The 25,242-nt window shown below is 65.7% G+C and carries 21 protein-coding genes; 15 read left to right on the plus strand and 6 right to left on the minus strand.

Annotated features, from left to right (window positions below):
• Window positions 1–305 precede the first annotated feature (305 nt).
• Genes B3T59_RS14500 through B3T59_RS14510 form a run of 3 tightly spaced genes read left to right on the plus strand, consistent with a single transcriptional unit; the run spans window position 306 to window position 2,666 of the window.
• Window positions 306–1,295, plus strand: a complete 990-nt coding sequence (locus B3T59_RS14500; protein ID WP_251723381.1) for a DUF998 domain-containing protein — start codon at window positions 306–308, stop codon at window positions 1,293–1,295.
• Between the two features lie 19 nt (window positions 1,296–1,314).
• A complete protein-coding gene (locus B3T59_RS14505; protein ID WP_287003938.1) occupies window positions 1,315–1,851 on the plus strand; it encodes a hypothetical protein in 537 nt (178 codons plus the stop codon).
• Window positions 1,848–2,666 (plus strand): hypothetical protein, encoded by an 819-nt coding sequence (locus B3T59_RS14510; protein WP_251723378.1) that lies wholly within the window; start codon window positions 1,848–1,850, stop codon window positions 2,664–2,666. Before B3T59_RS14505 ends, B3T59_RS14510 begins: the two co-directional genes overlap by 4 nt.
• A gap of 10 nt (window positions 2,667–2,676) precedes the next feature.
• Here the strand turns inward: B3T59_RS14510 and B3T59_RS14515 are convergent, their stop codons facing one another.
• A complete protein-coding gene (locus tag B3T59_RS14515; protein WP_251723377.1) occupies window positions 2,677–4,728 on the minus strand; it encodes an acyl-CoA dehydrogenase in 2,052 nt (683 codons plus the stop codon).
• Between the two features lie 203 nt (window positions 4,729–4,931).
• Here B3T59_RS14515 and B3T59_RS14520 point away from each other — a divergent pair, with 203 nt between their 5' ends.
• Window positions 4,932–6,617, plus strand: a complete 1,686-nt coding sequence (locus tag B3T59_RS14520; RefSeq protein ID WP_372495561.1) for an AMP-binding protein — start codon at window positions 4,932–4,934, stop codon at window positions 6,615–6,617.
• 4 nt (window positions 6,618–6,621) lie between these two features.
• Here B3T59_RS14520 and B3T59_RS14525 read toward each other — a convergent pair whose 3' ends face one another.
• Window positions 6,622–7,203, minus strand: coding sequence for a hypothetical protein (locus B3T59_RS14525; RefSeq protein WP_231894963.1), 582 nt, complete (start codon window positions 7,201–7,203; stop codon window positions 6,622–6,624).
• A 204-nt stretch (window positions 7,204–7,407) separates the two neighbouring features.
• Here B3T59_RS14525 and B3T59_RS14530 point away from each other — a divergent pair, with 204 nt between their 5' ends.
• A complete protein-coding gene (locus B3T59_RS14530) occupies window positions 7,408–8,097 on the plus strand; it encodes a TetR/AcrR family transcriptional regulator (RefSeq protein ID WP_251723376.1) in 690 nt (229 codons plus the stop codon).
• Window positions 8,098–8,394: 297 nt separating this feature from the next.
• Entirely contained in the window at window positions 8,395–9,558 is a 1,164-nt protein-coding gene (locus tag B3T59_RS14535; RefSeq protein ID WP_287003939.1) for an acyl-CoA dehydrogenase, read from the plus strand.
• A gap of 84 nt (window positions 9,559–9,642) precedes the next feature.
• Here the strand turns inward: B3T59_RS14535 and B3T59_RS14540 are convergent, their stop codons facing one another.
• From B3T59_RS14540 to gabT, 4 genes are all read right to left on the minus strand, one after another.
• A complete protein-coding gene (locus B3T59_RS14540) occupies window positions 9,643–10,233 on the minus strand; it encodes a YdcF family protein (protein WP_251723374.1) in 591 nt (196 codons plus the stop codon).
• Between the two features lie 127 nt (window positions 10,234–10,360).
• Window positions 10,361–11,827: an NAD-dependent succinate-semialdehyde dehydrogenase gene (locus tag B3T59_RS14545; protein ID WP_251723373.1), complete on the minus strand. Its 1,467-nt coding sequence runs from the start codon at window positions 11,825–11,827 to the stop codon at window positions 10,361–10,363.
• On the minus strand, window positions 11,805–13,775 hold the full coding sequence (locus tag B3T59_RS14550; RefSeq protein WP_251723371.1) for a primary-amine oxidase: 1,971 nt from the start codon (window positions 13,773–13,775) through the stop codon (window positions 11,805–11,807). Before B3T59_RS14550 ends, B3T59_RS14545 begins: the two co-directional genes overlap by 23 nt.
• Window positions 13,776–13,814: 39 nt before the next feature.
• Window positions 13,815–15,194, minus strand: coding sequence for a 4-aminobutyrate--2-oxoglutarate transaminase (gene gabT / locus B3T59_RS14555; protein WP_005204627.1), 1,380 nt, complete (start codon window positions 15,192–15,194; stop codon window positions 13,815–13,817).
• Between the two features lie 104 nt (window positions 15,195–15,298).
• Here gabT and B3T59_RS14560 point away from each other — a divergent pair, with 104 nt between their 5' ends.
• The 9 genes from B3T59_RS14560 (at window position 15,299) to ccsB (ending at window position 25,156) form a co-directional block, all read left to right on the plus strand.
• Entirely contained in the window at window positions 15,299–16,801 is a 1,503-nt protein-coding gene (locus B3T59_RS14560; protein WP_251723369.1) for a PucR family transcriptional regulator, read from the plus strand.
• A complete protein-coding gene (locus tag B3T59_RS14565; protein WP_287003940.1) occupies window positions 16,798–17,721 on the plus strand; it encodes an SGNH/GDSL hydrolase family protein in 924 nt (307 codons plus the stop codon). Before B3T59_RS14560 ends, B3T59_RS14565 begins: the two co-directional genes overlap by 4 nt.
• Window positions 17,722–17,861: 140 nt before the next feature.
• Window positions 17,862–18,797: a type IV toxin-antitoxin system AbiEi family antitoxin domain-containing protein gene (locus tag B3T59_RS14570; RefSeq protein WP_287003941.1), complete on the plus strand. Its 936-nt coding sequence runs from the start codon at window positions 17,862–17,864 to the stop codon at window positions 18,795–18,797.
• 245 nt (window positions 18,798–19,042) lie between these two features.
• Window positions 19,043–20,377 carry a glutamate-1-semialdehyde 2,1-aminomutase gene (gene hemL, locus B3T59_RS14575; RefSeq protein WP_287003942.1) on the plus strand — a complete coding sequence of 445 codons (1,335 nt, stop codon included), beginning with the start codon at window positions 19,043–19,045 and terminating at the stop codon, window positions 20,375–20,377.
• Window positions 20,377–21,003: a histidine phosphatase family protein gene (locus B3T59_RS14580; RefSeq protein WP_005208480.1), complete on the plus strand. Its 627-nt coding sequence runs from the start codon at window positions 20,377–20,379 to the stop codon at window positions 21,001–21,003. The genes hemL and B3T59_RS14580 overlap by 1 nt, the downstream gene beginning before the upstream one ends.
• Before the next feature lie 14 nt (window positions 21,004–21,017).
• Window positions 21,018–21,623 (plus strand): TlpA disulfide reductase family protein, encoded by a 606-nt coding sequence (locus B3T59_RS14585; RefSeq protein WP_287003943.1) that lies wholly within the window; start codon window positions 21,018–21,020, stop codon window positions 21,621–21,623.
• A gap of 5 nt (window positions 21,624–21,628) precedes the next feature.
• Complete coding sequence (locus B3T59_RS14590; protein WP_039856840.1) at window positions 21,629–22,408, plus strand: cytochrome c biogenesis CcdA family protein; 780 nt, start codon at window positions 21,629–21,631, stop codon at window positions 22,406–22,408.
• Between the two features lie 12 nt (window positions 22,409–22,420).
• Entirely contained in the window at window positions 22,421–24,082 is a 1,662-nt protein-coding gene (gene resB, locus B3T59_RS14595) for a cytochrome c biogenesis protein ResB (protein ID WP_287003944.1), read from the plus strand.
• Window positions 24,083–24,148: 66 nt separating this feature from the next.
• On the plus strand, window positions 24,149–25,156 hold the full coding sequence (ccsB, locus tag B3T59_RS14600) for a c-type cytochrome biogenesis protein CcsB (protein WP_287003945.1): 1,008 nt from the start codon (window positions 24,149–24,151) through the stop codon (window positions 25,154–25,156).
• The last annotated feature ends 86 nt before the right edge of the window (window positions 25,157–25,242 follow it).

The raw sequence follows: 25,242 nt of genomic DNA on the forward strand, positions 1-25,242 counted from the left end.
GGGTCGGTGGGCGACCGAGGTCGCCGCCAAGCTGGCCTAGGCCGCCTCACCGCTGGACGGGCGCCTCACCGCTGGTCGAGCGGGCCCGAGCGCAGCGAGGACCCGAGTCGAGACCACCTCGCGCCGTCGGCAGCCGTCATCGCGCCCGCGCGCCTCGTCCGGCCCGACGTGTGTACACAATCGTGACGTCAGCGGGCCGCCGTCGAAATTATTGTCGTGGCCTCGCGCTGACGTCGAAGTTGTGTACGCAGTCGCGCCGCGCAGGTCCTCATCGCGCACCAAGCTGCGTTCACTACGCTGGAGCTATGTCGCAATTTCTCGATCCGCGTCGCGACCCCACGTCCGCGCAGGCAGACGGGCAGCGCGAGCGCCCTAAGCTGCCCGACTCGGTGGCCATCGCGTGTGAGCTGTGGATCGTCGTGGTCATCGCCAGGATCGTGACGGCCGTCGCTCAGTACCCGACCCTGCGCGACATGATGAACCAGCGAGTCTCCGACCTCCCCGCCGATACCCCGCGCGCAGAGGTAGATCTCATGACGTCCTCGGGCTTCCTGATCGCGATTACGGTGATCACCGCGGTTGTCCTGTCCGCGATCTCGTTGACCTTCGTCTGGTTTGTGCGCAAGGGATACAACTGGGCGCGGGTGCTGCTGGGAGCGATGGGAGTCTTCGTCCTCATCGACATGGCCTTCTCGCTGATCGCAGGTGTCGATCCCTGGTGGATCGGAATCCCGCTGATCATCGGCGGCATCGCCGCGCTCGGTGCGACCATCCTCCTCCTGAGACGCGAGTCCGACGCCTACTGCCGCGCGATGGCCGCCTACCGCAAACCGCAACCCACACCGCCCGGGTACCCCGCCCCTCCCGGCTACCCGCCTCAGTACCCACAGACCCCGCCGTACTCGCCGTACCCGCAGTCGCCACCGCCTTACACGCCCTACCCGCAGTCATACGGACAGGCACCCGACCAGCAACCTCCCGCCGGCGGTCAGTACCCCGACAACGCCCCCTACGCCCAGGGCTCGCCGACGTCATGGGAAGACGAGGCGCGACGCCGGGGCTGGCAGCCGCCGACGACCGGCGAGTCGGCATCACCCCAAAAAGCAACACCCCAGACCGGATCACTGCAGAAAGATCCGAATACCGTCGGCACGCCGTCGGGAACAGTCCGTGGCGACTACTCTTCCGGAGAAGGGGACCGACCCGACGAGGCACGTCTCCACAGCCACGAGAACGAGTCGACGCCGCGCAGCGAGCCGTCGACAGACAGAAAGCAAAGCAGTGACCCTTCCTGACGCAAGTAAACGCCCGAAAATGGTGACCTGGGCGTATCGATGCTGGATAGCGTCCGGCGTTCTGTTGGGACTGCTCGGTGTCGGCTACATCGTGGCGGGCATCTTTGCCGACGGCCCGACGCTGCTTCCGATCGGAATCGGGATCATCGTGATCGCCGTCGGTGTGGCGTACGTGCTGCTCGGCAGCAAGGCCTACGTTGGGGATGCTCGCTGGCGCTCATCGTTGGCGGCGCTGACGCTCGTCGTTGTGATCATGCTGGTGTTCCTCAGCTTCGGCTATCCCGCCCTCGCGTTCACTCTGCTCGCCGCGGTCATCGGACTCTTCGGATCGTTGCTCGCCTACCGCCCCGAAGCCGACGCCTGGTTCAACGCGGGCAGCCCACCCGAGTGCCCGGAGAAGTCCACGTCGGGCAAGGGCAAAGCGGGCGGCAAGGGGCGCGCCACGAACGGGAAAAGCAGGCCGGGCGGCAAGACGAGACCCGTCGAGAACCGATCGGGTGACAAAAGCTCGGCATCCGCGCGAAACAAGCAGGACCGGAAACGGGACATAGCGTGACCTCTGCCGCTGACGATCCCGCCGGTGGCAGCCCAGAAATCCCGAGCGGCAGCGCGGAGTCCTCGGACAGCGCCGTCGAATCTGCCCGTGGTGTCGGTGGCAGCACGGCGCCAGCCGATGGCGAGACTCCCGACAGCAACCACGACGAATCGGCTGACTCAGGAGAAGTTGCTGACGCAGAAGAGCTCGACGACGCCGAAGACGTCGATGGCGCCGACGAATCCGCCGAAGCAGAAGAATCAGCCGACGCGGAGGAAGACAACGCGGCCGAGCAAGACACCGACACCGACGCCGCCCACCGAGCGCACCCGATCCCGGAGCCGGAGGACCGCGGCGAGACGTTGTTCGTCGAGGAGGGCGGTAGCTGGTGGGTCGTCGCGATCGGCCCTGTGCTCGCAGGCGCCGTGCTCGCGGTGGACATCGCCGGCCCCGGCCGTGTGCATTGGTTGTGGATCTCGGTCCTCGGCGCAATCATCACGCTGTTCTCGATCGTCCAGGTGTACGCGGCGCGGCGCCACGTCGGAGTCGAACTGACCGAGACCACGTTGCAGCAGGGGACGCTGATGATGGCACTCGCCGACATCGAGAAGATCTACCCCGCCAACAACGGCGCCGAACACGAGAAGTGGGAGAGCGCTCCGGCGCTCGGAGAACTCGCGGGGGTTCCGCGACGTCGTAAGGGCGTCGGCGTGAAGCTCGTCGACGGCAAGCTCGCCCAGGCTTGGGCCCGCGACGTCGAACGATTCCGTCACGAGCTCATCGAGGCACACCTTGCGGTGCAGCTCGGTGTGCGCCCTCGGGGGTCGAGCGACTAGACCCGACCTCTCAGTGGTTCTCGATCATCGGCGCGCCCATGAGCTGCTCCGGGATGCCGAATGCGTCGACAAGCGTCCCCGCGTAAGGTCGTAGGTCTTGGCAGAGTTCGTTGACGCCGCGTCGAATCGCCTTGGCGCGCTCGACGGAGATGTGGCGATGCATCATGAACCAGCCGAGGTCGGCCTCGAGCGCGGAGTAGACGAACAGGTCGCACACCTTGCCGAGTACCTCTGCTGTTGCGCGCGAATCGCAGTCGTTGATGGCCTGGACGAAGGCTTCCAGCACGATTCGCTCGGTGCGCGCCTGGCCGACCTTGAGCAGGTGATCCTGCGCGTTGTTGAACACCTCGAACGCATCGTTGTCGTCGTTGGTTGCTCGACGCAGACGCTGAGCGCAGGTGCGCACCAGATGGTCCTCGCGGTTGCGGAACAGTCGTAGCTGAGTACCGCGGTTGGTCAGCGCGGACTTCTCGGTGTCTTCGTCCGAACTCTCCAAGAGTGTCTGAACAACCTGTCGCGCAGCGGTTTTCTCGACGACGACGTCGCGTGCCATCGACGCGATGAACCGCACCCAACCGCCAGCAGAGAGGCCTTGGACGTCGTCGGCGTACGCCGAAAGCACTTCCTTGGCGATGAGCTGGGTGAGCACGGTGTTGTCGCCTTCGAACGTGGTGAAGACGTCGATGTCGCCGCGGATGATCGAGATCTGGTTTTCGTCGAGATAGCCTGCGCCGCCGCATGCTTCGCGAGCAACATTGATCGCGTGGGACGCATGCCATGTCGCGTACGCTTTGAGTCCTGCGGCGTTCGCTTCGAGTTCGCGCTGGCGACCCGCCTTGGAATCATCGGATGACCCATCGGGTGATTCGGTCGGGGTATCGGACTGCACCTCGTGCAGTTCTTCGGTGAGCTCGTTCTGTGCGAACGCGATGGCATACGACTTCGCGATCAGCGGTAGCAGCTTTCGCTGATGGCCGAGGTAGTCGAGGATGACGATCTCTTCCTCATCGCCCGGAGCGTCGAATTGCCTGCGCACCAAGCCATATCGCGTTGCGATGGCCAACGCCTTACGCGACGCGGCTCCCGCGGTGGCCGCAACCGTGATCCGACCGCGGATCAGCGTGCCGAGCATGGTGAAGAAGCGTCTGTTGGGGTTTTCGATCGGCGACGAGTACGTGCCGTCGTCCTCGACGTCGGCGTACCGGTTGAGGAGGTTGTCCTTCGGGATGCGCACCTCGTCGAACATGATGCGTCCGTTGTCGACGCCGGGCAGACCGCCCTTGTAGCCGCAGTCGCTCGTGGTCACACCCGGCAGGTCGTTGCCGTCCGCGTCGCGAATCGGCACCACAAAGCAGTGCACGCCATAGCTTTCCGGCTCCTGGCCGGGACCTGCGGTGATCAACTGCGCAAAGACCGATGCCATGCGGGCGTGCTCGGCGGCGCCGCCGATGTAGTCCTTACGGGCCGACGGCGTCGGCGAGTGGATCACGAATTCCTTGGTGGTCGCGTCGTAGGTGGCGGTGGTCTCGAGTTCCTGCACGTTGGAGCCGTGCCCGGTCTCGGTCATGGCGAAGCAGCCGAGGAGGTCGAGGCTGATGGTGTCGGCAACGTACTTCTCGTGATGCCTTGCGGTGCCGAGGTTTTCGACGGCTCCACCCCATAGTCCCCACTGCACGCCCGCCTTGACCATCAGCGACAGATCGGCGTAGCCGAGCATCTCGATCGCGGTGATCGACGCCCCGACGTCGCCCGTACCGCCGTGGTCGGCGCCGAATCCGGCCGCTGCGAATCCTTCCTCGGACAGTTCGCGCATCTCGTCGAGGATGCGCGCCCGCGCCTGCTCGAGAGTGCGCGACGGGTCGGGCAGGAGGTCGGCGCGGTTGGCGCGGCGTCGAACCTCATCACGGGTGGCCCGCCAGCGCCCGTCGAGGACGTAGCGCAGGTTGTCGACGAGCAGGTCGCGTTCGGCGTCAGACAGTTCGCTGGTGTCGGCGCCTGCCGTGTCGATGCTGGGATCGTCGTCGGTTGCTGGCGTCGAGGGACTCTCGGTTGGGGTCGACATGAGCTCCACGTTACGGATCAGATCCGACACCGGGGGCGATACCCGCAACGAGCTCCCCATGTGGCGCGCGATTCGCTCTGGCCGCAGCTGCTTGCCACCTCCTTCCGGGGGTGGCGCGCGCACGAGTGTGGTCCATATCGTAGGAGCACGTCAACGTCGCGGGGCTCACCCGCGCGTCATCGATGCCAAGCTGGGAGAACACCGTGTCGTCACAGACAACCGATGCCGCCTTCACCGCACAACTCGACGCCGAGTTCGGCCGCATCGACTGCGGGACCGCAAACCGCTCGGAAATGACGCCGCTGCGCTTCTTGCAGCGCTCGGTCGAGGTGTTCGGCGATCGCACCGCCATCCGCTACGGTGCGCGCTCGGCGACCTACATCGAACTCGGCGACGAGGTGCAGCGTCTCGCCCGGGTGCTCGAGTCGACGATCTCCCCGGGCGAGCGGATCGCCTACCTTGCACCCAACGTGCCCGAACTACTCGTCGCGCACTTCGCGGTGCCGCTCGCGGGCGGAGTTCTTGTCGCACTCAACTCGCGCCTGGCAGGCCCCGAACTGGTGTACATCCTCAATCACGCCGGCGTCACCACCCTGTTCTTCGACGCCGAGTTCCGCCACACCGTCGCGTCCATCGCCGACGAGGTGCCCGACGTGACGTCGTACGTCGAGATCACCGATCCCGAGTTCGGTCCACCACCCGCCGACGTCGAATCGTCGGGTATCGGCGGATTGCGTTCTTACGCTGACTTTCTCGCGGCCGCCGACACACTAGATTCGACGCCGCTCCCGTGGACTGTCGACGACGAGGACCGCGTCATCAGCATCAACTACACCTCGGGGACGACGGGCAAACCCAAGGGCGTGATGTACACGCATCGGGGCGCCTACCTCAACGCGTTGGGCGAGATGCACCACAACCAATTCACCGGTAGCACAAGATATTTGTGGACTCTCCCGATGTTTCACTGCAACGGATGGTGCACGCCCTGGGCGGTCACCGCGGCGTCGGCGATGCACGTGTGTCTGCGCCTGGTGCGAGCCGACGCGGTATGGGACGCCATCGACGACCTCGGTGTCACGAATCTGTGTGGTGCGCCAACGGTTCTCATCACGATCGCCGGATCGCCACGCGCGCACCGCCTGGACGCACCGCTCCGGATCACCACGGCGGGCGCACCTCCGTCGCCGACGGTGATCGCGGCTCTCGCCGCGCTCGACATCAGTGTCGTCCACGTCTATGGACTCACTGAAAGCTATGGGCCGTACACGATCTGCGAGTACCAGGAGTCCTGGGACGATCTCGATCCCGCCGACCGCGCGGCGAAGCTGTCACTGCAGGGTGTCGGAATGGTCCAGGCGGAGCCGGCGCGTGTTGTCGACCGCGGCGTCGTGCCACTTGTCGACGTTCCGGCAGATGGCTCGACGATCGGTGAGATCGTGTTGCGCGGCAACAACATCATGGCTGGATATTTCAAAGATCCCGACGCGACGCGACAAGCGTTCGAGGGTGGATGGTTTCACACCGGCGACCTCGGCGTCATGCACCCTGACGGCTACATTCAGCTCCGCGATCGGGCCAAGGACATCATCATCTCGGGCGGAGAGAACATCTCGACGATCGAGGTCGAACAAGCTCTGGTCAGCCACGACGCAGTGCTCGACGTGGCGGTCGTTGGCGTTCCCGACGAGAAGTGGGGCGAGCGGGCCCGCGCGTATGTGCTCCTGAAGGAGGGGCGCTCGCTGGGCTCCGACGAGTTGATCGAGTACGCGCGAACTCTGCTGGCAGGCTACAAGATTCCACGCGACATCGTCTTCGCCGACGAGCTGCCACGCACGTCGACGGGCAAGGTCCTCAAGTTCGAGCTGCGTAAGCAGGCCGTGGACTGAGGGCTCACGCCGGAAATCGCGTGAGCAGGTCGGCAGCCACGGCCGGCGGCACGAGCTCTTCCGGTATCGCCAGCGATGGCTGGGCGAATTGTCGTGTGCTGACGACGAACACGGTCCGACTGTGCGTGACTGACGTGATGCCCGACGCATGGATCGACGTTGTGGTCGGGCCGACGGAGAGTGTGACCCGATCGATCGAGAACTCCGTGGTCAGCGGAGTGCCCGCGGGCGCATACCGCGCCCACACCGCGCTGACCCGTCGATGACCGAGCCACGGCGCGAGAACCGCGAGCGCGACCAGGACGAACCCGCTGATGATGATCGTGGTCGACGACGAGTCGGGGTCGAGGGCGACGAAGACTGCACCGATGGCGACGAAGAGCAGGCCGAAGCCGCCGATCGCGGCCACCTGGCGGATCAGTTGTCTGCGTCGTCCGAGCGTCAGGGCCGACGCGACCCGGCTGGGAAGGTCGGGGCCCGCGATCATGTGAGCGCGGATGAAGCCGGGCGTCGGGGGTTGCTGGGCAGCCGTGTCGAACCGCGGAACGGGCGGGAGGGTGTCCGGGTCGGATGGTGGCACGGTCACGGGTTCTCCTCCGGTGGCGCTGACGACAAGGAATTCGGCCCGAACTCTAGCCAACACCGCAACGTCGGCGATGGATCGGGACGAACGTTCGTTCACGCGGTCGACGCACAGGCCGGTGTGGTGGCGTGATCCGTTCGTCACCCCACCAACGTGGATGCAGCCCGATGAACGCGAACCACGCTCGGTCGGGGCTAATCTACAAATATGGCACCGAGTGACACCGCGGGAGGGACGATCGACCTCCGAACCCAGGTCGTCGCGGCGTCGATCCGCCTGTTCAGTGAGAACGGCTACGAGTCGACGACGGTCGATCAGATTGCTGCTGCCGCCGGTGTCTCGCGACGAACCCTCTTTCGACAGTTCAGATCGAAAGAGGACATGATCTTCGCCGACCACGAAGAATTGCTGACCGACGTGGCCGCACAACTCGCCGACAGTGACGACGTCGACCCTCCGACTGCGGTGTGCGTAGCGGCCGAACTCGTGTTCACGCACTTCCATAAGACCCGTGACCTGGCGGTTCGACGCATGGACGTCGTATCCAAGGTGCCGACACTGCGAGAGCGTGAGTTGGTGACGACCTATCGGTACCAGCGGGTTTTCGAGGAGCATTTGCGTAGTCGGCTGCCCGATGAGTCGCCGGTCGATATCGTCGCGTTCGCCGCGGCGATCACGTCGGCGCACAACTACCTTCTGCGCTCGATGATCCGCGGCGACGAGGACGCGACACTTGGCCGACTGCGTCGCGACTTGGCGCGCATTCGGATGGCCCTCGGTGCCACCGAGCGGCCCGAGATCGCTGTGATCACCTTTCCCGCGGGCACGTCGGCACTGGAGATCTCACGGGCGGTCAGCGAAAAGATCGGCGCGACGATCCCCGAGTCCGCCACCTGACTCTCGTCTCCGCGGTACGGAGTGCGCGCGAGCGTCGGGCTGAGCCTGGTGACGCTGTCGCCGGCGTCTTGGTGTCGACGAGCGCCTCCCGTGCTCGCTTCCGTGCTCACCCCGTCGGATACGGCGATGAACCGCGCCGAAGGAGGGGCGGCAACCGTACCGGATGGGCCTAAACGATGGCACCGAGTGTCGACAACGAGCCGCCAGGGCGAGTAATATGACACTCAGTGTCGCGTTTCAATGAACGCAATATGATCCTGAAAATCAAGTCATCGTCGACTGAATGAGGAGGCCCTCATGGGGTATGCCAACCCCGATTTCGATCTGTTCCAGCTGCCAGAAGAGCATGTCGCGCTGCGCGAAGCGATCCGCGCACTCGCGCTCAAGGAGATTGAGCCCTACGCGGCCGACGTCGATGAGCGCTCACGATTCCCCGAAGAGGCGCTGAAGGCGCTCACTGCGTCCGGATTCAACGCGATCCACGTACCTGAGCAGTATGGGGGCCAGGGCGCCGATTCCGTTGCCGCATGCATCGTGATCGAAGAGGTTGCCCGAGTGGACGCGTCTTCTTCGCTGATCCCGGCGGTGAACAAGCTCGGCACCATGGGCCTGATCCTCAACGGATCGGAAGAGCTCAAGCAGCAGGTCCTGCCCTCCATGGCCTCGGGCGAAGCCATGGCGTCCTACGCCCTGTCGGAGCGTGAGGCCGGTTCCGACGCCGCGGCGATGAAGACGCGTGCGCGCAAGGACGGCGACAACTGGGTCATCAACGGCACCAAGTGCTGGATCACCAATGGTGGTAAATCCACCTGGTACACCGTGATGGCGGTCACCGACCCCGACATGGGTGCTCACGGAATCTCGGCGTTCATGGTGCACAAGGACGATCCGGGTTTCACGGTCGGACCGCTCGAAAAGAAGCTGGGCATCAAGGGTTCGCCCACCGCAGAGCTCTACTTCGAGGACTGCACCATCCCGGCCGACCGCATCATCGGCGAACCGGGTACCGGCTTCAAGACGGCACTCGAGACCCTCGACCACACCCGCCCGACAATCGGCGCGCAAGCAGTCGGAATTGCACAGGGTGCACTCGACCAGGCCATCGAATACACAAAGCAGCGTCGCCAGTTCGACCGCCCGATCAGCACGTTCCAGGGCGTCGAGTTCATGATCGCCGACATGGCGATGAAGATCATGGCAGCGCGCCTGATGGTTTACACCTCGGCCGCCCGCGCCGAGCGTGGCGAGAAGAACCTCGGCTTCATCAGCTCGGCGTCGAAGTGCTTTGCGTCCGACGTCGCGATGCAGGTCACCACCGACGCCGTGCAGCTGTTCGGTGGCGCCGGCTACACGCGCGACTTCCCGGTCGAGCGCATGATGCGCGACGCCAAGATCACGCAGATCTATGAGGGCACCAACCAGATCCAGCGCGTCGTGATGAGCCGTGCACTGCTGAAGTGACGTTCAATCACGTTCGGCTACAACAGAATCAACGACGACGCCCCGCTCGATTCTTCGAGCGGGGCGTCGTCGTGTCGGTGTGGTTCAGCCGGCGTAGGCCGGCTGGAACAGCAGGTTGGCATGCTGCGCTTTGGCGGCGTCGCGGAAGTTCTTCATGGCGCGCGGCATGTGGAAGTTGTTGGTGACGATCACTGCTCCCGTGGCACCCAACGACTTGAGCATGCGGACAGTGAACTCGGCATTCTGGACGGTAGAGGTCGACGCCGACTCGTTCACCATCTGCCACATCGGGACACCGCGATGGATCAGGCCGATGTTCATGAACTGTGCTTCGGAGACCGGTAGCCACCAGGTGTCGCCGCCGGACACGATCACGCGGTTGAACGGATGGGTGCGCGCGAGCTGGGCGCCGACGGTCATGCGCTGCTGCAGGACCGCGGGCGGCTGCCCCAACGTTCCCTGCTTTGCGCCGAGCACCACGATGTAGCGGGTGGGCGGACTCTGCCACAAGAAGACGCTGTTGGCGCTCAACAAGTCTGAGCTGCCGATGTCGACACTGCCCGCGTTGATGTCGGCGTGAGCAGGCGCGGTGGCCACCGCACCACCCGCGACAGCGGTCGTCAGCGCCAGCAGCGCCGCGGCGCTACGGAGGCGAAGTTCTGTTCGTAGACGCATGAAGCCATCGTACGGAGAAGGTTGCACGAGCTAAAGGCCGCAGGGGTCACTTCTGCAACAATTCTCACGAACGTAACGCCGGGGTCGACTGGGCGCCTTGTCGTGCGCTTCCGGCGCCCAGTCGATCTCAGAGCGCGACGTACTTGACGGTCAGGTACTCCTCGATGCCCTCGGAGCCGCCCTCGCGGCCGATGCCCGACTGCTTCACGCCGCCGAAAGGTGCTGCAACGTCGGAGATGACGCCACGGTTGACGCCGACCATCCCGACGTCGAGCTTCGACGCGACGCGCATGCTGCGGTCGAGGTCGCGGGTGAAGAAGTAGCCTGCCAGGCCGTACTCGGTCGAGTTGGCTGCGGCGATCGCCTCGTCCTCGGAGTCGAAGGTGCTGATCACCGCGACGGGACCGAAGATCTCGTCGCGGGTGACCGGTGCGTACGCGTCGACCTGATCGATCACGGTCGCGGGGTAGAAGTACCCCTTACCCTCGGGTGCCTTGCCGCCGAGACGAACCCGACCACCGTGTGCGACAGCACTTTCCACCGCTGCGGCGACCTTGTCGCGCTGCGCTGCGGTCACGAGCGGTCCGAGCGTCACGCCCTCCTCGTAGCCGGGGCCGAGTCGCACCGCCGACATCTTCTCGATCAGCTTGTCGGTGAACTCCTCGGCAACCCCGGACTGCACCAGGAAGCGGTTCGCGGCGGTGCATGCCTCGCCGCCATTGCGCATCTTCGCGAGGAACGCGCCCTCGACAGCCTTGTCGACGTCGGCGTCGTCGAATACGACGAATGGTGCGTTGCCGCCGAGCTCCATCGACGTACGCTGCACCCGCTCAGCGGCCTGTGCCATCAGATTTCGACCCACCGGGGTCGAACCGGTGAAGCTGATCTTGCGGATCCGATCGTCGGTGATGATGGCCGACGCGACGCCTCGCGCGTCCGTGGTCGGCAGCACCGAGAGCACGCCCGCGGGCAGTCCTGCTTCGGCGAAGATCTCGGCCAGTGCGAGCATGGTCAGCGGTGTCTCGTGCGCTGGCTTGACCAGCATGACGTTGCCGGCAGCCAATGCCGGACCGATCTTGCGCGTGCCCATCGCCAGTGGGAAGTTCCACGGCGTGATCGCGAGCGATGGCCCAACGGGTCCGTGGCTCACCAGGATTCGGCCGGTGCCTGCCGGCGACTGCGTGCAGCGACCGTCAATCCGGACGGCCTCTTCGGCGAACCAGCGCAGGAACTCGTTGCCGTACTTGGTCTCCGAAATGCTATCCGGCAGTGCGCGACCCAGCTCGAGCGTCATGAGCATGGCCAGGCTATCGGCGCGGTCGGCGACCAATTCGAAAGCGCTACGCAGGATCTCGCCGCGTTCACGGGCGGGCGTTGCGGCCCAGGAGTCGGCGACGGCTACGGCGCGGTCGAGTGCGTGTACGGCGTCGTCGACGCTGGCGTCGGCAACGGTGGTAAGTGCATCCTCGGTGGCGGGGTTGATGACGTCGAATGTCTTGCCGCTCTTGGCCTCGACCTCCTTGCCATCGATCCAGAGCCCGGTCGGGATTCCGTCGAGCACGGCCTGTGGGTCAAGCACGTGGGTGCTGGTCATGCGAGTTCCCTTCGTGATGACAGTGAGTCGGGGGCGATGCCTCGACGTCGAGAGAGGGGTTGCGGTCGAAAAAGCCGAATGGCTTGAGCCAGAACGACACGGTGTCGGCCGGCATCACCGGCCAGTCCTCCGGGCGGGTGATGTGATGGATTCCGAACGTGTACCACAGCACGACGTCGGTGTTCTCGATCGGCCGATTGGCCTTGGTCCACACGCCGAGTCCGGTGTCGCGTTCCGACTGATTGACGAACTCGCCTGCGGGCCAACGTTCGTCCGGGTGATTGGGGGTCACCCAGAGGGTGTGTCCCATGACGGTCGCGCGTTGGAAGATCGGCGACGCCGGGTCGAACATCGCCGGGAAGGCGCCTGTCGGAACCAGCTTGTACGCGGGATTCAGGCCGAGTGCCGTTGTCTTGTTGGGATTGGCGATCTTCCACGATTTCTGCGTCGCGAAGTTGGGGTCCTGCATACCCTCTGACTCGGTGAGCAGCGGCGTATTCTGTTGCACCAGGCCGAGACCGAGCGGATTGTCGGGGCCCATCGGCTCGACGACAGTCTCGCTGGCGTAGACCGTGTTGTCGGAGCCGTCGATGTCGAGATCCATTCGCGCAACGAGGAAATGCTGGTGGAACGGAGCGTACGTGCGGTTATCGACCGTCGTGCCGTGCGGATTCGACGTCACGCCGGGCGGCATCGGTGTGGTCACCATGATGCCGGTGGCCCGTACCTCGCATTCGATGTTGCCGTCCTGATAGAAGCGCCAGTAGACGAGGTACTCGTAATTGGCAACCGTGACATGGAAACTCACCGTCAACCGACGCATACGACGCACCTCTGCGCCTGCGTCGTGATCGACGTGCTTCCACAGCACGGCGTTGTCTTCCTCGTGGATGCAGATCGCGTTCGTGATGGTGTACGGCTCACCGGCGCTGTTGTGCAGCGTGGCGTCGAGGTATCGGATCTCGCCGAGACAGTCGCAACCAAGCTCGAGCGACGTCGTCATGAAGCCGAGGCCCCACTCGCCGATATCGAAAGCCGTACGGCGGTAATGATCCTCGCTCGGATCACGATAGGGGACGACCATCTCCGCGAACGAGAGACGATGCGCGATCTTGCGTACCTGTCCACCGTCGTCGTAGGTGACGGTGTGCAGGGTCATGCCCTCGCGATAGTTGAAACCCACACGCAGCGACCACTTCTGCCACGTGAGCTTGTTTCCTTCGAGCGTGAACGACGGCCCGTCGGGCTGGGTGATCTCCAGTGGCTTGAGCTCAGGCCGGTTGAAAGTGTCCCGAATGCGTTGCGGGATATGGCGAGGAACGTACTCGCCCATCACCTCCGGCTGGTCGAAACCGCCGGTGTCCTCGATGCGCAGTAGTTCCATCGTGTTCACGTCGATCACACAGTGCAGCCCCGACACCGGGTTCGCATACGGGTTGGAGCCCTCACTGTTGCGCACCCAGGTGTCCGACCAGCCGAGGCGTCGACCGCGGTACTCCTCGGGGATGACCGCGCCACCGTAGGTCCACGTATCCATGAAAACGCCGTCCAGATCGGTGATCCCGCGTCGAGCCAACGCCGCCTGGACGTCGGGGTGAGCACGCAGGACGCGGTCGCACTCCTCGAACTCGTCGACCGTGAAGTTCGCCTGGACCTCGGGAATCAGCTCGAACGAGTCGACGCTGCCACCCGAGATCGACACGAACGACTTGTAGGTCGTGTTCTCGCCACTGTTGAAACAGACCACCACCGCGCGACGCGGCGGAAGCGTGCCGTCGGCGTCGAATGCGGCGAGTTCGGTCTTCGTCGGCTCCGCGAGTTCGATCGACGCATAGCGCCAGCCGTCGCCGACACCCTGCTCGCTACCGAGTAGGGCTGTGACGGAACGGAATTCGTCGGCGGTCAGCGGATCGAGGGGATGTGGTTGATCCAGGGGATGCGGGGACACGACTCTCCTTAGTGGTCGAGCAATTGACGATTCGGCAGGTCAGGCGTTGTCCTTGAGTGCCTGGCACAGCACCGCCAGACCATCGCGCAGCAGGTCGTCGCCGATGACCAGCGGTGGCAACAGGCGTAGCACGTTGCCGTAGGTGCCGCAGGTCAACGCGACGACACCCTGGGCGAGAGCCGCCTTGGCCACCGCGGCGGTGAGGTCGGGATTGGGTTCACGAGTCGGGGATCCGTCTTCGGCGGGCGTGACCAGTTCGACGGCCATCATCGCGCCGCGACCGCGGATGTCACCGATCACGGGCAGGCCTGCACCGTCGAGTTCGTCCTTGGTGGCCGAGAGCGTCTCGGTGATGATTGTCTCGATGTGTCGCGCCCGGCCACACAGCTCGAGCGATTCCATCTGGTCGATGGCGGCCAACGCCGCGGCGCACGCAACGGGATTGCCGCCGTAGGTGCCGCCGAGTCCGCCGCCGTGCACCATGTCCATGATGTCGGCGCGGCCGGTAACTGCGGACAATGGCATTCCGCCGGCAATGCCCTTGGCCATCGTGATGAGGTCGGGCGTGACGCCCTCCTGCTCACACGCGAACCACGTTCCGGTACGGGCGAATCCGGCTTGCACCTCGTCGGCGATGAACAGCACGCGGTGCATCGTGCACCACTCGGCCAGCGTCGAGAGGAATCCCGGTGCGGGAACGATGAATCCACCCTCGCCCTGGATCGGTTCGATGACGATCGCGGCGGTGGTCTCGGCACCGACCTGCTTCTCGATCATCGAGATCGCGCGTTTGGCCGCGGCCACACCGTCGCTGCCGAGTTCGTCGCGGTACGGATAGCTCATCGGCATCCGGTACACCTCAGGCGCGAACGGCCCGAAGTTGCGCTTGTACGGCATGCTCTTGGCCGTCATCGCCATCGTCAGGTTGGTGCGCCCGTGGTAGGCGTGATCGAACGCGATGACCGCGTTGCGTCGCGTCGACAGCCGGGCGATCTTGACCGCGTTTTCGACGGCCTCGGCGCCCGAATTGAACAGCACGGTGCGCTTCTCGAAGTCGCCGGGGGTGATCTCGTTGAGCTTCTCGGCGACGGCAATGTAGCCCTCGTACGGCGTCACCATGAAGCAGGTGTGCGTGAAGTGCGCGGCCTGCTCGGCGACTGCCGCCGCGACGGCGGAGTTGCTCGCGCCGACGGATGTGACGGCGATTCCGGAGCCGAGGTCGATCAGCGAGTTGCCGTCGACGTCGACGATCACTCCGCCGTCGGCGTCGGCCGCGAAGACGGGAACGCTGGAGCCGACGCCCGCGGCGACGGCACCCAGTCGGCGTTGCCCGATCTCCCTCGAGCGTGGGCCGGGCAGTTCGCTGACCAGCTTCCGCTCCTGGGGCAGCCGGTAGACGATGTCGGTTGCTGTGGTCATGGACACCAGTGTTCGCCTGCGGGCCCCACCTGCGGACCTGACAAGTTGTACAGCGATCTGACGTTGCACTGCCACAATGTCCAGTTGGCGGTTACGGTGGGTGGGTGACCACCGTTCGATGGCTGATGGCCCAGCGTCGACTCGAACTCTCGCTGCGCGCCGGGGCCGACGGCCTCGACCGCGAGCTCGACTGTGCGGTCAGCTCTGAACTCGTGAGCACCGCGGACTGGTTGCAGGGCGGCGAGGTGCTGCTGACCACCGGTATGCGACTGAACGACGACGACGACGTCGCGCAGCGCGAGTTCGTACGCAGCCTCGATGCCGTCGGTGCCGCCGCGATCGGATTCGGTGTCGGCCTCGGATTCGACGAGGTGCCCGCGGGTCTGCTCGCGGCCGCCGACGAGTTCGGTCTCCCGCTGTTCGAGGTTCCGCTCGCGATACCGTTCTCGGCGATCACGCGTGCGGTCCTCGATCAGATCGCCGCGCAACGGTCGGCACGGCTGGTGTCTGCGACGCGCGCGCAACCTCGGATGACCAGGGCGGCAACGGTATCGGGGTCAAAAGGGCTCGTCCGAGAGCTCGCCGATGCGGTCGGTCAGCGAGTGATCCTGTTCGACGCCGGGCACACCCCGGTTGCCGAGGCTCCGGGGAAAGCGAATTCCGTTGAGCTCGAACAGCTTCGCTCGATTGTGGTGCGTGACCCGGCATCGGCGGGTGCCGTCCGCGTGACCGACGATTCGGTGCTCACCGTCGCGCGAGTCGGTTCGGGGGCAACGACCTTCGGGCATCTCGGCGTCATCGGGTCGAGTCCACTCGACGACGTCGGCCGCATGCTGATCGGCCACGCGGTCTCGCTGCTCGTCATCGAATTTGCCAAGCCGCAAGAGGTTCGACGCGACGTCGGCGAACTCCAGGGCGAAGTGCTCGCACTCGCCATGGACCGCCACGTCGGGGAGCGATCGCGCGAAATGCTGCTCCGGGCAGCCGATCCCGAGGGTCGGGTACGTGCGGTGGTGTTCCGTTTCGAGAGCGTCGACGACGCACAGCATGGTGCTCGACGCCTCGCCGTCGAGTTCGAGCGCCGGTGGCGACCGGTGTTCGTACACCGTTGCGACAACGAACTCGTCGGCCTGATCCGCGGTGACGATCACATCCAATTCGCCACCGGGCTCCTCGGAATACTGAGTGCGACGTGCGCCGTGCGTGGCGGGTTGGGGCCGTCGGTTCCAGTCGACGACGTCGCCGACTCGGTGCGTCAGGCCCGCCTCTCGTGTCGGTCGGCAGCGGCGGGTCAGCTCCTCGACCTCTACGACCTCCGCTCGCTACTCGCGAGCGACACCGTGCGAGAAGTATTGCGCGACAGCTACGCCGAGCGCATCGCCCCGCTCGTCGCCTACGACGCCGCGAACACCGGACATCTGCAGCAGAGCCTGCTCGCGTACCTCGAGGCCAATGGCAACTGGGGCGCCGCCGCGAGCGCGCTCGGGGTGCACCGGCACACCCTGCGCGGCCGTATCGAGCGTGTCGAGGACATGCTCGCCGTCGACCTCGCCGACGCTCGCACCCGCGCCGAACTGCTGCTGACCCTGCTGAGCGAGAGCGCGTGAGCACCCGCTGCCCTTGGCTTCTCGTCGTCCTGGCGACGTTGCTGCTGGCGACGGCATGCAGCGACGGCGGCTCGAATCCGGCGGGACGTTCCGGGACGACCGCGAGTGCGGGGACGTCCGCCGGCACGGCAACGACCGGCAGCACACGAACCGTCAGCGCCGCCTACGCCAACCTCGGCGACAGCTACAGCGCGGGAACGGGAGTGCGCCCGCTCGTCGAGGATTCGCCGCTGCAGTGCCAGCGGTCATCGTCGAACTTTGCGCACGTGCTCGCCCAACGACGCGGACTCGCCCTCGACGATGTCAGTTGCGCGGGCGCGACGACGTCGGATTTCTTTGCGGCACAATACTTTGGCGTCAATCCGCAGCTCGACGCGCTCGGGGAGGGTACGCGGATCGTGACGCTCATGATCGGTGGGAACGACGGTGACATCTTCTCCGGCACCATCGCCGACTGCGGTGAGGTGGCCGCCGACGACCCGAACGGTGCGCCTTGCCGCGCCCGATACGGCGACAGCTTTGTGCGAAGGGTCGAGGCGAACACCTACCCTGCGCTGGTGAAGGCGCTGCACGCCGTTGCCGACCGTGCTCCGAAAGCACGCGTGCTCGTCGTCGGATATCCGTGGATTCTGCCTCCGACGACAGGCTGCTATCCGACGATGCGCATTGCCGCGGGCGACGTCGCGTACATCCGCGACCTGCAAGCAACGCTCAACGAGACTGGGGCGCGAGCAGCCACCGAGACCGGAGCGACGTTCGTCGACATGTCGACGGTCTCCGAAGGACACGACGCCTGCCGGCCCGAGGGCGTGCGCTGGATAGAACCGCAGGTCGGGTCGTCGGCTCCGATCACAGTGCACCCCAACGTCGACGGCCAGCGCGCCATCGCCGACGAGGTGGGCGTCGTGCTGGGCCGGTAGACCTGGCAGCGCGGAACACTGCACGGCGCAGCACGCGTCACGTCTCAGAAAAATCCACAGTCCGGCGCCTATCCACAGCGTCGCCCATCCCGGCGATATCACCCCCGATACGCAGCGATCGGCGCGAGACGCTGTGGTCCGTGACCGGACTCGAGCACGACGACCAGTGGCGTGGCGTCTTCTCCTGGGCTGAACTGACTCGCCGCGACTTCAGCCAGGCGCAGGTACGGCGGCTGGTCGACTCCGGCGACCTGCGCCTGCTGCGTCGAGGCTGGTACGCCACCTCGTACGCCGACCCGACGGTTGTCTCCGCGGTGAGCGCGGGCGGAGTCTGCACCTGTGTCAGCGCGATCGACCTCCACGGCGTGTGGGTTGCCCCGTTCGGCGACCTGGTGCACGTCCGCGGTCGCAACGTCGCCGCGCGCGGATCTGCCAGCACACACCACGCGTGCACTCGCTACGGACGGGCGCCACGGGAGGTCTACCCGCTCGACGACGTGGCCACGGCTCTGCAGTACGCGGTCCGCTGCCTCAACGAAGAGGGAATTGTCGCCGCATGCGATTCCGTGCTGCACCAGGGGCTTCTCGAGTTCACCGACCTGCAGGCGTTGTTCTCGTCGATGCCCGTCCGGATCAGGCGACTCCTCGACAGGTGCGCTGACTGTCTCGACTCCGGGGCCGAGTCCATCTTCGGATTCCGCCTGACCACGCTGGGGATTGCGTTCGAGAGCCAGGTGGAGATCCCAGGGATCGGTCGGGTCGACTTCTTGATCGGTAAGCGGCTGATCGTGGAAGTCGACAGCGTCGCCTATCACGACAAATCGCCGGGGCAACGCGAGAAGGACCGGGTCAGAGACGAGACCGCTCACCGCCTGGGCTACATCCCGTGGCGGATCTCGTACAAGCGGCTCATGTTCACGTGGGACGAAGTGGTCGACACGCTTCTCGCGATGATCCGCAGGCGCGATCACCTCAAATCGCTGGCCGAGCCGGCCGAGCTGACGCGCCAGGCGGCCGACTCCGGCATCGACCACGCCCTCGGCTACTGGGACGACCCCGATTTCGCGGGATGCTGAACCGGTGTGCAGGCGGTGCGGAGGGGTACGTACACAACTCTGACGTCAGCGGGACGCGGCGACAATTATTGTCGTGGCCTCGCGCTGACGGCCGGATTGTGTACGCAGTACCCGCCCTGCGGCGCCCGCGGCCGCGGCGGAATTGCGAGCCGCGCCGCGCCCGATCCGCGCCGCGATCCGAGTGGGTAAGCAGCCTGACCAGGGCGAATTGTCGCCGATCGTTGCGGTTTGGAACACTGTAGGCCGTGAGGAGTTCCGCTGAGGTCGCAGCCCGTTCCGCTGAATTGTTCCGTAGGGCCCAGGATGCGACGCCCGGCGGGGTCAATTCGCCCGTGCGCGCCTTCTCGGCGGTCGGCGGCACTCCGCGATTCATCGCCTCGGCGCAGGGCTGTCATCTGACGGACGTCGATGGCAACGACTACGTCGACCTCGTCTCGTCCTGGGGGCCGATGATCCTCGGCCACGCGCACCCCGCAGTTGTGGAGGCAGTGCAGAAGACGGCAGCGCACGGTCTTTCCTTCGGTGCGCCGACCGAGGGCGAGATCGAACTCGCCGAAGAGATCATCGATCGCGTCGACCCGGTCGAGCGTGTTCGCCTCGTCAACTCGGGTACCGAGGCAACGATGTCGGCGATCCGTCTGGCGCGCGGCGCAACCGGGCGCTCGAAGATCATCAAGTTCTCCGGCTGCTACCACGGTCACGTCGACGCGTTGCTCGCCGACGCGGGCTCCGGAATTGCGACGCTCGGCCTCCCGACGACGCCCGGCGTCACCGGGGCGTCGGCACACGACACCATCGTCCTGCCCTACAACAATCTCGACGCCGTGGCCAAAGCGTTTGCCACCTACGGCGACGAGATCGCGGCCGTGATCACCGAAGCTGCGGCAGGCAACATGGGCGCTGTCGCCCCTGTCGACGGCTTCAACGCCGGCCTGCGCGATCTCACCCGACGCCACGGTGCACTCTTCATCATCGACGAGGTCATGACGGGTTTCCGCGTCAGCCCTGCGGGCTGGTACGGCCTGGAGGGCGTCGCCGCGGACCTCTACACCTTCGGCAAGGTGATGAGCGGTGGATTGCCCGCCGCGGCGTTCGGCGGGCGCACCGACATCATGGAGAATCTTGCACCCACCGGGCCCGTTTACCAGGCGGGCACGCTCAGCGGTAACCCCGTTGCGGTCGCGGCCGGACTCGCGACATTGCGCAACGCCGATGCCGACGTCTACACCGCGCTCGACGCCAACGCCCATCGCCTCGCAGCACTGTTCACCGAGGCGCTCACCGACGCGGGGGTCGGGCACCGGGTGCAATTGGCAGGCAACCTGCTCAGTGTGTTCTTCACCTCCGATCCCGGGACGGCGATCACCGACTACGCCGCGGTCAAAAACACCGAGACCTGGCGTTTCGCACCCTTCTTCCACGCTCTGCTCGACGCGGGCGTGTACGCACCGCCGAGCGCATTCGAAGCCTGGTTTGTCTCTGCGGCGCTGGACGAGGATACTTTTGGTCGAATCGCTGACGCGCTGCCGGCCGCAGCCCGCGCTGCAGCGCACGCCACGCAATCGGGGGAGTCCGACTGATGCACACGATCGTCCACATGATGCGCCACGGAGAGGTGCACAACCCGGACGGCATCCTCTACGGCCGCCTGCCCGGATTCCGCCTCTCGCCGACCGGCCGCGCTCAGGCGGAGAAGGTCGCGGGCACGCTCGCCGACCACGACATCACCGCGGTCTTCGCCTCCCCGCTGCAGCGGGCCCAGGAGACCGCCACCCCGATCGCCGCAGCGCACGGACTGCCGATCTTCACCAATGATCAACTCATCGAGGCCGACAACGTCTTCGAAGGCCTCAAGGTCTCGGTCGGCGACGGCGCGCTCAGCAAGCCCCGACACTGGGTCAAGCTGCGCGACCCGTTCACCCCGTCGTGGGGCGAGCCCTACATCCAGCTCGCGCATCGCATGCTCGCGGCCGCAAACAAGGCACGCGACGCCGCCCGCGGCCACGAGGCGGTCTGCGTCAGCCACCAACTGCCCGTCTACACCCTCCGCCGCTTCCTCGAAGGCCAGCGTCTCTGGCACGACCCCCGTCGTCGGCAATGCTCACTGGCCTCGCTGACCAGCCTCATCTACGACGACGACGCCCTCGTCGACATCATCTACTCCGAACCCGCCGGGCATTCCGACCCGCTCGCGACCGGGGCATGAGCCGGATCTGACACATGCGCAGTAAGACCTTCACCGCAGTCCTGTTCGCCGTGCTGATGACGCTCGGCGTGCTGCTCAGCGGCTGCAGCGGAGGCAACGACGCCGTCGCACAGGGCGACACCTTTCAATTCGTGTCGCCGGGTGGGAAGACGTCGATCACCTACCCCGAGTCCGAGCGCAAGCCGATCGCAGATCTCATCGGCCCCGACCTCGTGACCGACAAGCAGATCGACGTCGACAAGGACTTCGCAGGCAAGGTCACGGTGATCAACGTGTGGGGTTCGTGGTGCGGACCGTGTCGCGCGGAGGCCGACGACCTCGAGACCGTGTATGAGCAGAACAAGGACAACGGCGTCGCCTTCGTCGGTATCAACCTGCGCGACGATCGGCAGTCGGCCAAGGACTTCGTCGCCGACCGCAAGGTCGGGTACCCCTCGATCTACGACTTCGACGGCGCGACGCTCGCCTCGATGACAACCCCCACCTCTGTCGTCCCGACTACCGTCGTCCTCGACCGGCAGCACCGTCCGGCCGCGGTCTACCTGCGGACCGCCAGCGCGGAGGAACTCGGCGCGATGGTCAAGAAGGTCGCAGCCGAAGACTCCGGAAAGCAGCCGTGAGCGGCATGGGACAAACCTTCGCCGACACGGTCACCAGCGGTCCGCTGCTGCTCGCTCTGGCCGCATGCGTGATCGCCGGACTCGTCTCGTTCGCATCCCCATGCGTCGTGCCACTCGTCCCCGGCTACCTCTCGTACCTGGCAGGCCTCGTCGGTGCGGAGGCGCCCGCGGTGACGGTCGGCGAGTCGCCCAAACGTGGACGCTCACGGGTCGCGATCGCCGCAGCCCTCTTCGTCCTCGGTTTCACCGTCGTCTTTGTTGCCGCGACGGCAACGGTCCTCGGCATCACGAGCACCGTGATCGTCAATCACGATGTGCTGCAACGCATTGGCGGGGTGGTGACGATCGTGATGGGTCTCGTCTTCATCGGGCTCGTCCCGATGATGCAGCGCGAGTTCCGCTTCGCGCCGCGCAACGTGTCGAACATCGTCGGAGCGCCACTGCTCGGCGCGGTCTTCGCACTCGGATGGACCCCGTGCCTCGGTCCGACACTTGCCGCGGTCATCGCCACCGCGAGTGGGACGCAGGGCGCGACGGCGGTCAAGGGCGTGGCGCTGATCATCGCGTACTGCGCGGGCCTTGGCATTCCGTTCGTCATCCTCGCGTTCTCGTCCGCATGGGCGCTGCGCAGCCTCGGCTGGCTGCGCACGCACGCACGACTCATCCAGATCTTCGGCGGCATCATGCTGATCGCGGTCGGAGTGGCTCTCGTCACCGGCTGGTGGGATCAGTTCATCGTGTGGGTCCGCGACGCTTTCATCTCCGACACCGAACTTCCGGTATAGAGGCGGGCGAACATGACACAGACCATCGACCGACCGTCCACCCCCGCGCCGCAGACCCCGCAGCGTCCGCACTGGGTCAAGCGTCGGGTGCTGTGGCCGCTGCGCAACCTCTGGCGCAGCCTCACGTCGATGCGCACCGCGTTGGTGCTGCTGTTCCTGCTCGCACTGGCCGCGATCCCCGGTGCGTTGCTGCCGCAGCGAGAACTCAACGAGCAGAAGACACTTCAGTACATCTCCGACCACGGCTGGCTCGGCGAATGGATGGACAAGATCCAGCTCTTCGACGTCTTCAAGAGCGCGTGGTTCACTGCCATCTACGTCCTGCTGTTCATCTCGCTGGTCGGCTGTCTCACCCCGCGCATCATCGAGCACGCCAAGAGTCTGCGCGCCAAACCCGTTGCCGCACCGCGCAATCTGTCGCGCATGCCGCGACACATCACCGAGACGGTCGACGGTGAGCCTGCCGAACTCGCCGAACGCATCTCGGGCAACCTGCGTGGCTGGCGACGCGAGATCACCGTGCGCGAACCGTCGAAGGCATACCCGGACGGCTGCGTCGAGGTATCGGCCGAAAAGGGATATCTGCGCGAATTCGGTAACCTGGTCTTCCATTTCGCACTGCTGGCGCTGCTCGTGTCGATCGCGGTGGGCAAGGTGTATGGCTACGAGGGCACGCGCAGTCTCGTCGCCGACGGCGAGCAGGGACTGTGCAACACGTCGACGGCGGTCTACGACTCATTCCGTGCCGGCGCGCTGGTGGACGGCACCAACCTCTCACCGTTCTGCATCCGCGTCGACGACTTCTCCGCGACCTTCCTCCCTGACGGTCAGCCGTCGATGTACGACGCGAAGATCCGCTACACCACCGACCCGCGGACACCGTCGTCGCAGTGGCAGGAGCGGTCGGTGCGCGTCAATGATCCGCTGCGCGTCGCGGGCGACCGCGTCTACGTGCTGGGCAACGGCTTTGCGCCGACCTTCACCGTGACCTTCCCGAACGGGGAGAAGCGCACGCAGACCGCGCTGTTCATCCCCGAGGTCATGCAGACCATGCTGTCGTCGGGCGCTGCCCGCTTCGACACCCCGGCGGGCCTGTACCCCGACGAGGACACTCGCCGCAAGAATCAGATCGCCCTCGAAGGACTCTTCGCGCCGACGGCGAGCTACGACGGCACACTGCTCAGCTCCTCGTCGCCTGAGCCGAACGACCCACAGGTCGCGATCCGGATCTACCGTGGCGACACCGGTCTCGACACCGGCCGAGCGCAGAACGCCTACTCGCTGGACACCGACATGATCCATCAGGGCAGGCTCAACCGTGAGGCGCAGGCGAACCTGAAGGTCGGCGAGAGTGCGAGCCTTCCCGACGGCACCAAGGTCAGCTTCGACGGCTACAAGCGTTGGATCTCCGTCCAGGTCTCGCACGACCCGGCGCAGGTCTGGGTGTTGGTGTCGGCGATTGTGATGCTGGTCGGACTGGTGGTGTCGCTGATCGTCAAACGCCGCAGGATCTGGGCGCGTTTGGTGCCCGACTCGGACAACGGCGACCGACGACGTACGGTAGTAGAGATTGCCGGGCTGGCCCGCACCGACCAGGCCGGCTGGGGCGAGGGCTTCGACGAGCAGGCACGCGGCCTGCTCACCGACGACAACAGGCGAGCACGACATCTGTAGTTGCGGACGCTTCCAGCAGACCGCAGTAGCTTCCAGCAGACCGCAGCAGTAGAGATAGGGCCAGCGATGGGTAACGGAACAGACCAGATCGACGAGACGATGGCGCGCTACTCCGACCTTCTGTTCGGTACCGCGATCACCATCTACGTCCTGGCGATGCTCATGTTCCTCGCCGCCCTCGCGGGAGCGCGCTCTCGAAAGCTCACCGCATCAAAGGAACTCGTCACAGCGGGAGGCGGTTCGACCACGCAGCGCGCCCCCGGCAAGATCGAGAGCCCGGCTCCGCGCACGCTGTCGGAGAAGATCGGCAACATGGCCTATCCGGTCGTGTTCGTGGGACTCATCGCACATATCGCGTCGATCGTCACCCGCGGAATCGCCACCGGCCGCGCCCCCTGGGGCAACATGTACGAGTTCATCTCACTGACCTGCGCCGCCTGCGTCGTCGCCGGGCTCGTCATCCTGCGTAAGCAGATCAACCGTCCGCTGATCGCGTTCGTGCTGCTCCCGGTCACGCTGCTGATGTTCATCGCCGGCCGCTGGCTCTACACGCAGGCCGCGCCCGTGGTCCCGGCGCTCAAGTCGTACTGGTTGGCCATCCACGTCTCGATCATCTCGATCAGCTCCGGCGTGCTGCTCGTGTCCGGTGTCGCCAGCATCCTGTACCTGGTCAAGATGCGGTGGGGAGCGTCGTCGGAGACAGTCTCCGAGACCGGCGGCGGCGTGGTCGGAGGGCTGCGTCGACTTGTCGCTCACATCCCGACCGCTGAGGCGCTCGACCGTCTCGCCTACAAATGCGTGGTGTTCGGATTCCCGCTCTTTGGACTCGGAATCGTGTTCGGTGCGATCTGGGCAGAGTCGGCGTGGGGCCGCTTCTGGGGCTGGGACCCCAAGGAAACCGTCTCGTTCATCGCCTGGATCATCTATGCCGCATATCTGCACGCCCGCGCGACTGCCGGCTGGCGCAACAGCACCGCGGCATGGATCAACGTCGCCGGATTCGTCGCGCTGCTGTTCAACCTGTTCATCATCAACCTGGTGGTCTCCGGCCTGCACTCATACGCCGGGCTGTGACACGAGCCCGCCTACGCGGGACCGTCACATCAGGGCCGCTACGCGGAACCGTGACATCAGGGCCGCTACGCGGGACCGTCACATCA

It is taken from the genome of Gordonia sp. UBA7860 (assembly GCF_002500165.1).
Classification (GTDB): Bacteria; Actinomycetota; Actinomycetes; order Mycobacteriales; family Mycobacteriaceae; genus Gordonia; species Gordonia sputi.

Coding starts and splice junctions, on each gene's coding strand:
- B3T59_RS14500 (WP_251723381.1), top strand. CDS start 306: ATGTCGCAATTTCTCGATCCGCGTCGCGACCCCACGTCCGCGCAGGCA.
- B3T59_RS14505 (WP_287003938.1), top strand. CDS start 1,315: ATGGTGACCTGGGCGTATCGATGCTGGATAGCGTCCGGCGTTCTGTTG.
- B3T59_RS14515 (WP_251723377.1), bottom strand. CDS start 4,728: ATGTCGACCCCAACCGAGAGTCCCTCGACGCCAGCAACCGACGACGAT.
- B3T59_RS14530 (WP_251723376.1), top strand. CDS start 7,408: ATGGCACCGAGTGACACCGCGGGAGGGACGATCGACCTCCGAACCCAG.
- B3T59_RS14535 (WP_287003939.1), top strand. CDS start 8,395: ATGGGGTATGCCAACCCCGATTTCGATCTGTTCCAGCTGCCAGAAGAG.
- B3T59_RS14540 (WP_251723374.1), bottom strand. CDS start 10,233: ATGCGTCTACGAACAGAACTTCGCCTCCGTAGCGCCGCGGCGCTGCTG.
- B3T59_RS14545 (WP_251723373.1), bottom strand. CDS start 11,827: ATGACCAGCACCCACGTGCTTGACCCACAGGCCGTGCTCGACGGAATC.
- gabT (WP_005204627.1), bottom strand. CDS start 15,194: ATGACCACAGCAACCGACATCGTCTACCGGCTGCCCCAGGAGCGGAAG.
- B3T59_RS14580 (WP_005208480.1), top strand. CDS start 20,377: ATGCACACGATCGTCCACATGATGCGCCACGGAGAGGTGCACAACCCG.
- B3T59_RS14585 (WP_287003943.1), top strand. CDS start 21,018: ATGCGCAGTAAGACCTTCACCGCAGTCCTGTTCGCCGTGCTGATGACG.
- B3T59_RS14590 (WP_039856840.1), top strand. CDS start 21,629: ATGGGACAAACCTTCGCCGACACGGTCACCAGCGGTCCGCTGCTGCTC.
- resB (WP_287003944.1), top strand. CDS start 22,421: ATGACACAGACCATCGACCGACCGTCCACCCCCGCGCCGCAGACCCCG.
- ccsB (WP_287003945.1), top strand. CDS start 24,149: ATGGGTAACGGAACAGACCAGATCGACGAGACGATGGCGCGCTACTCC.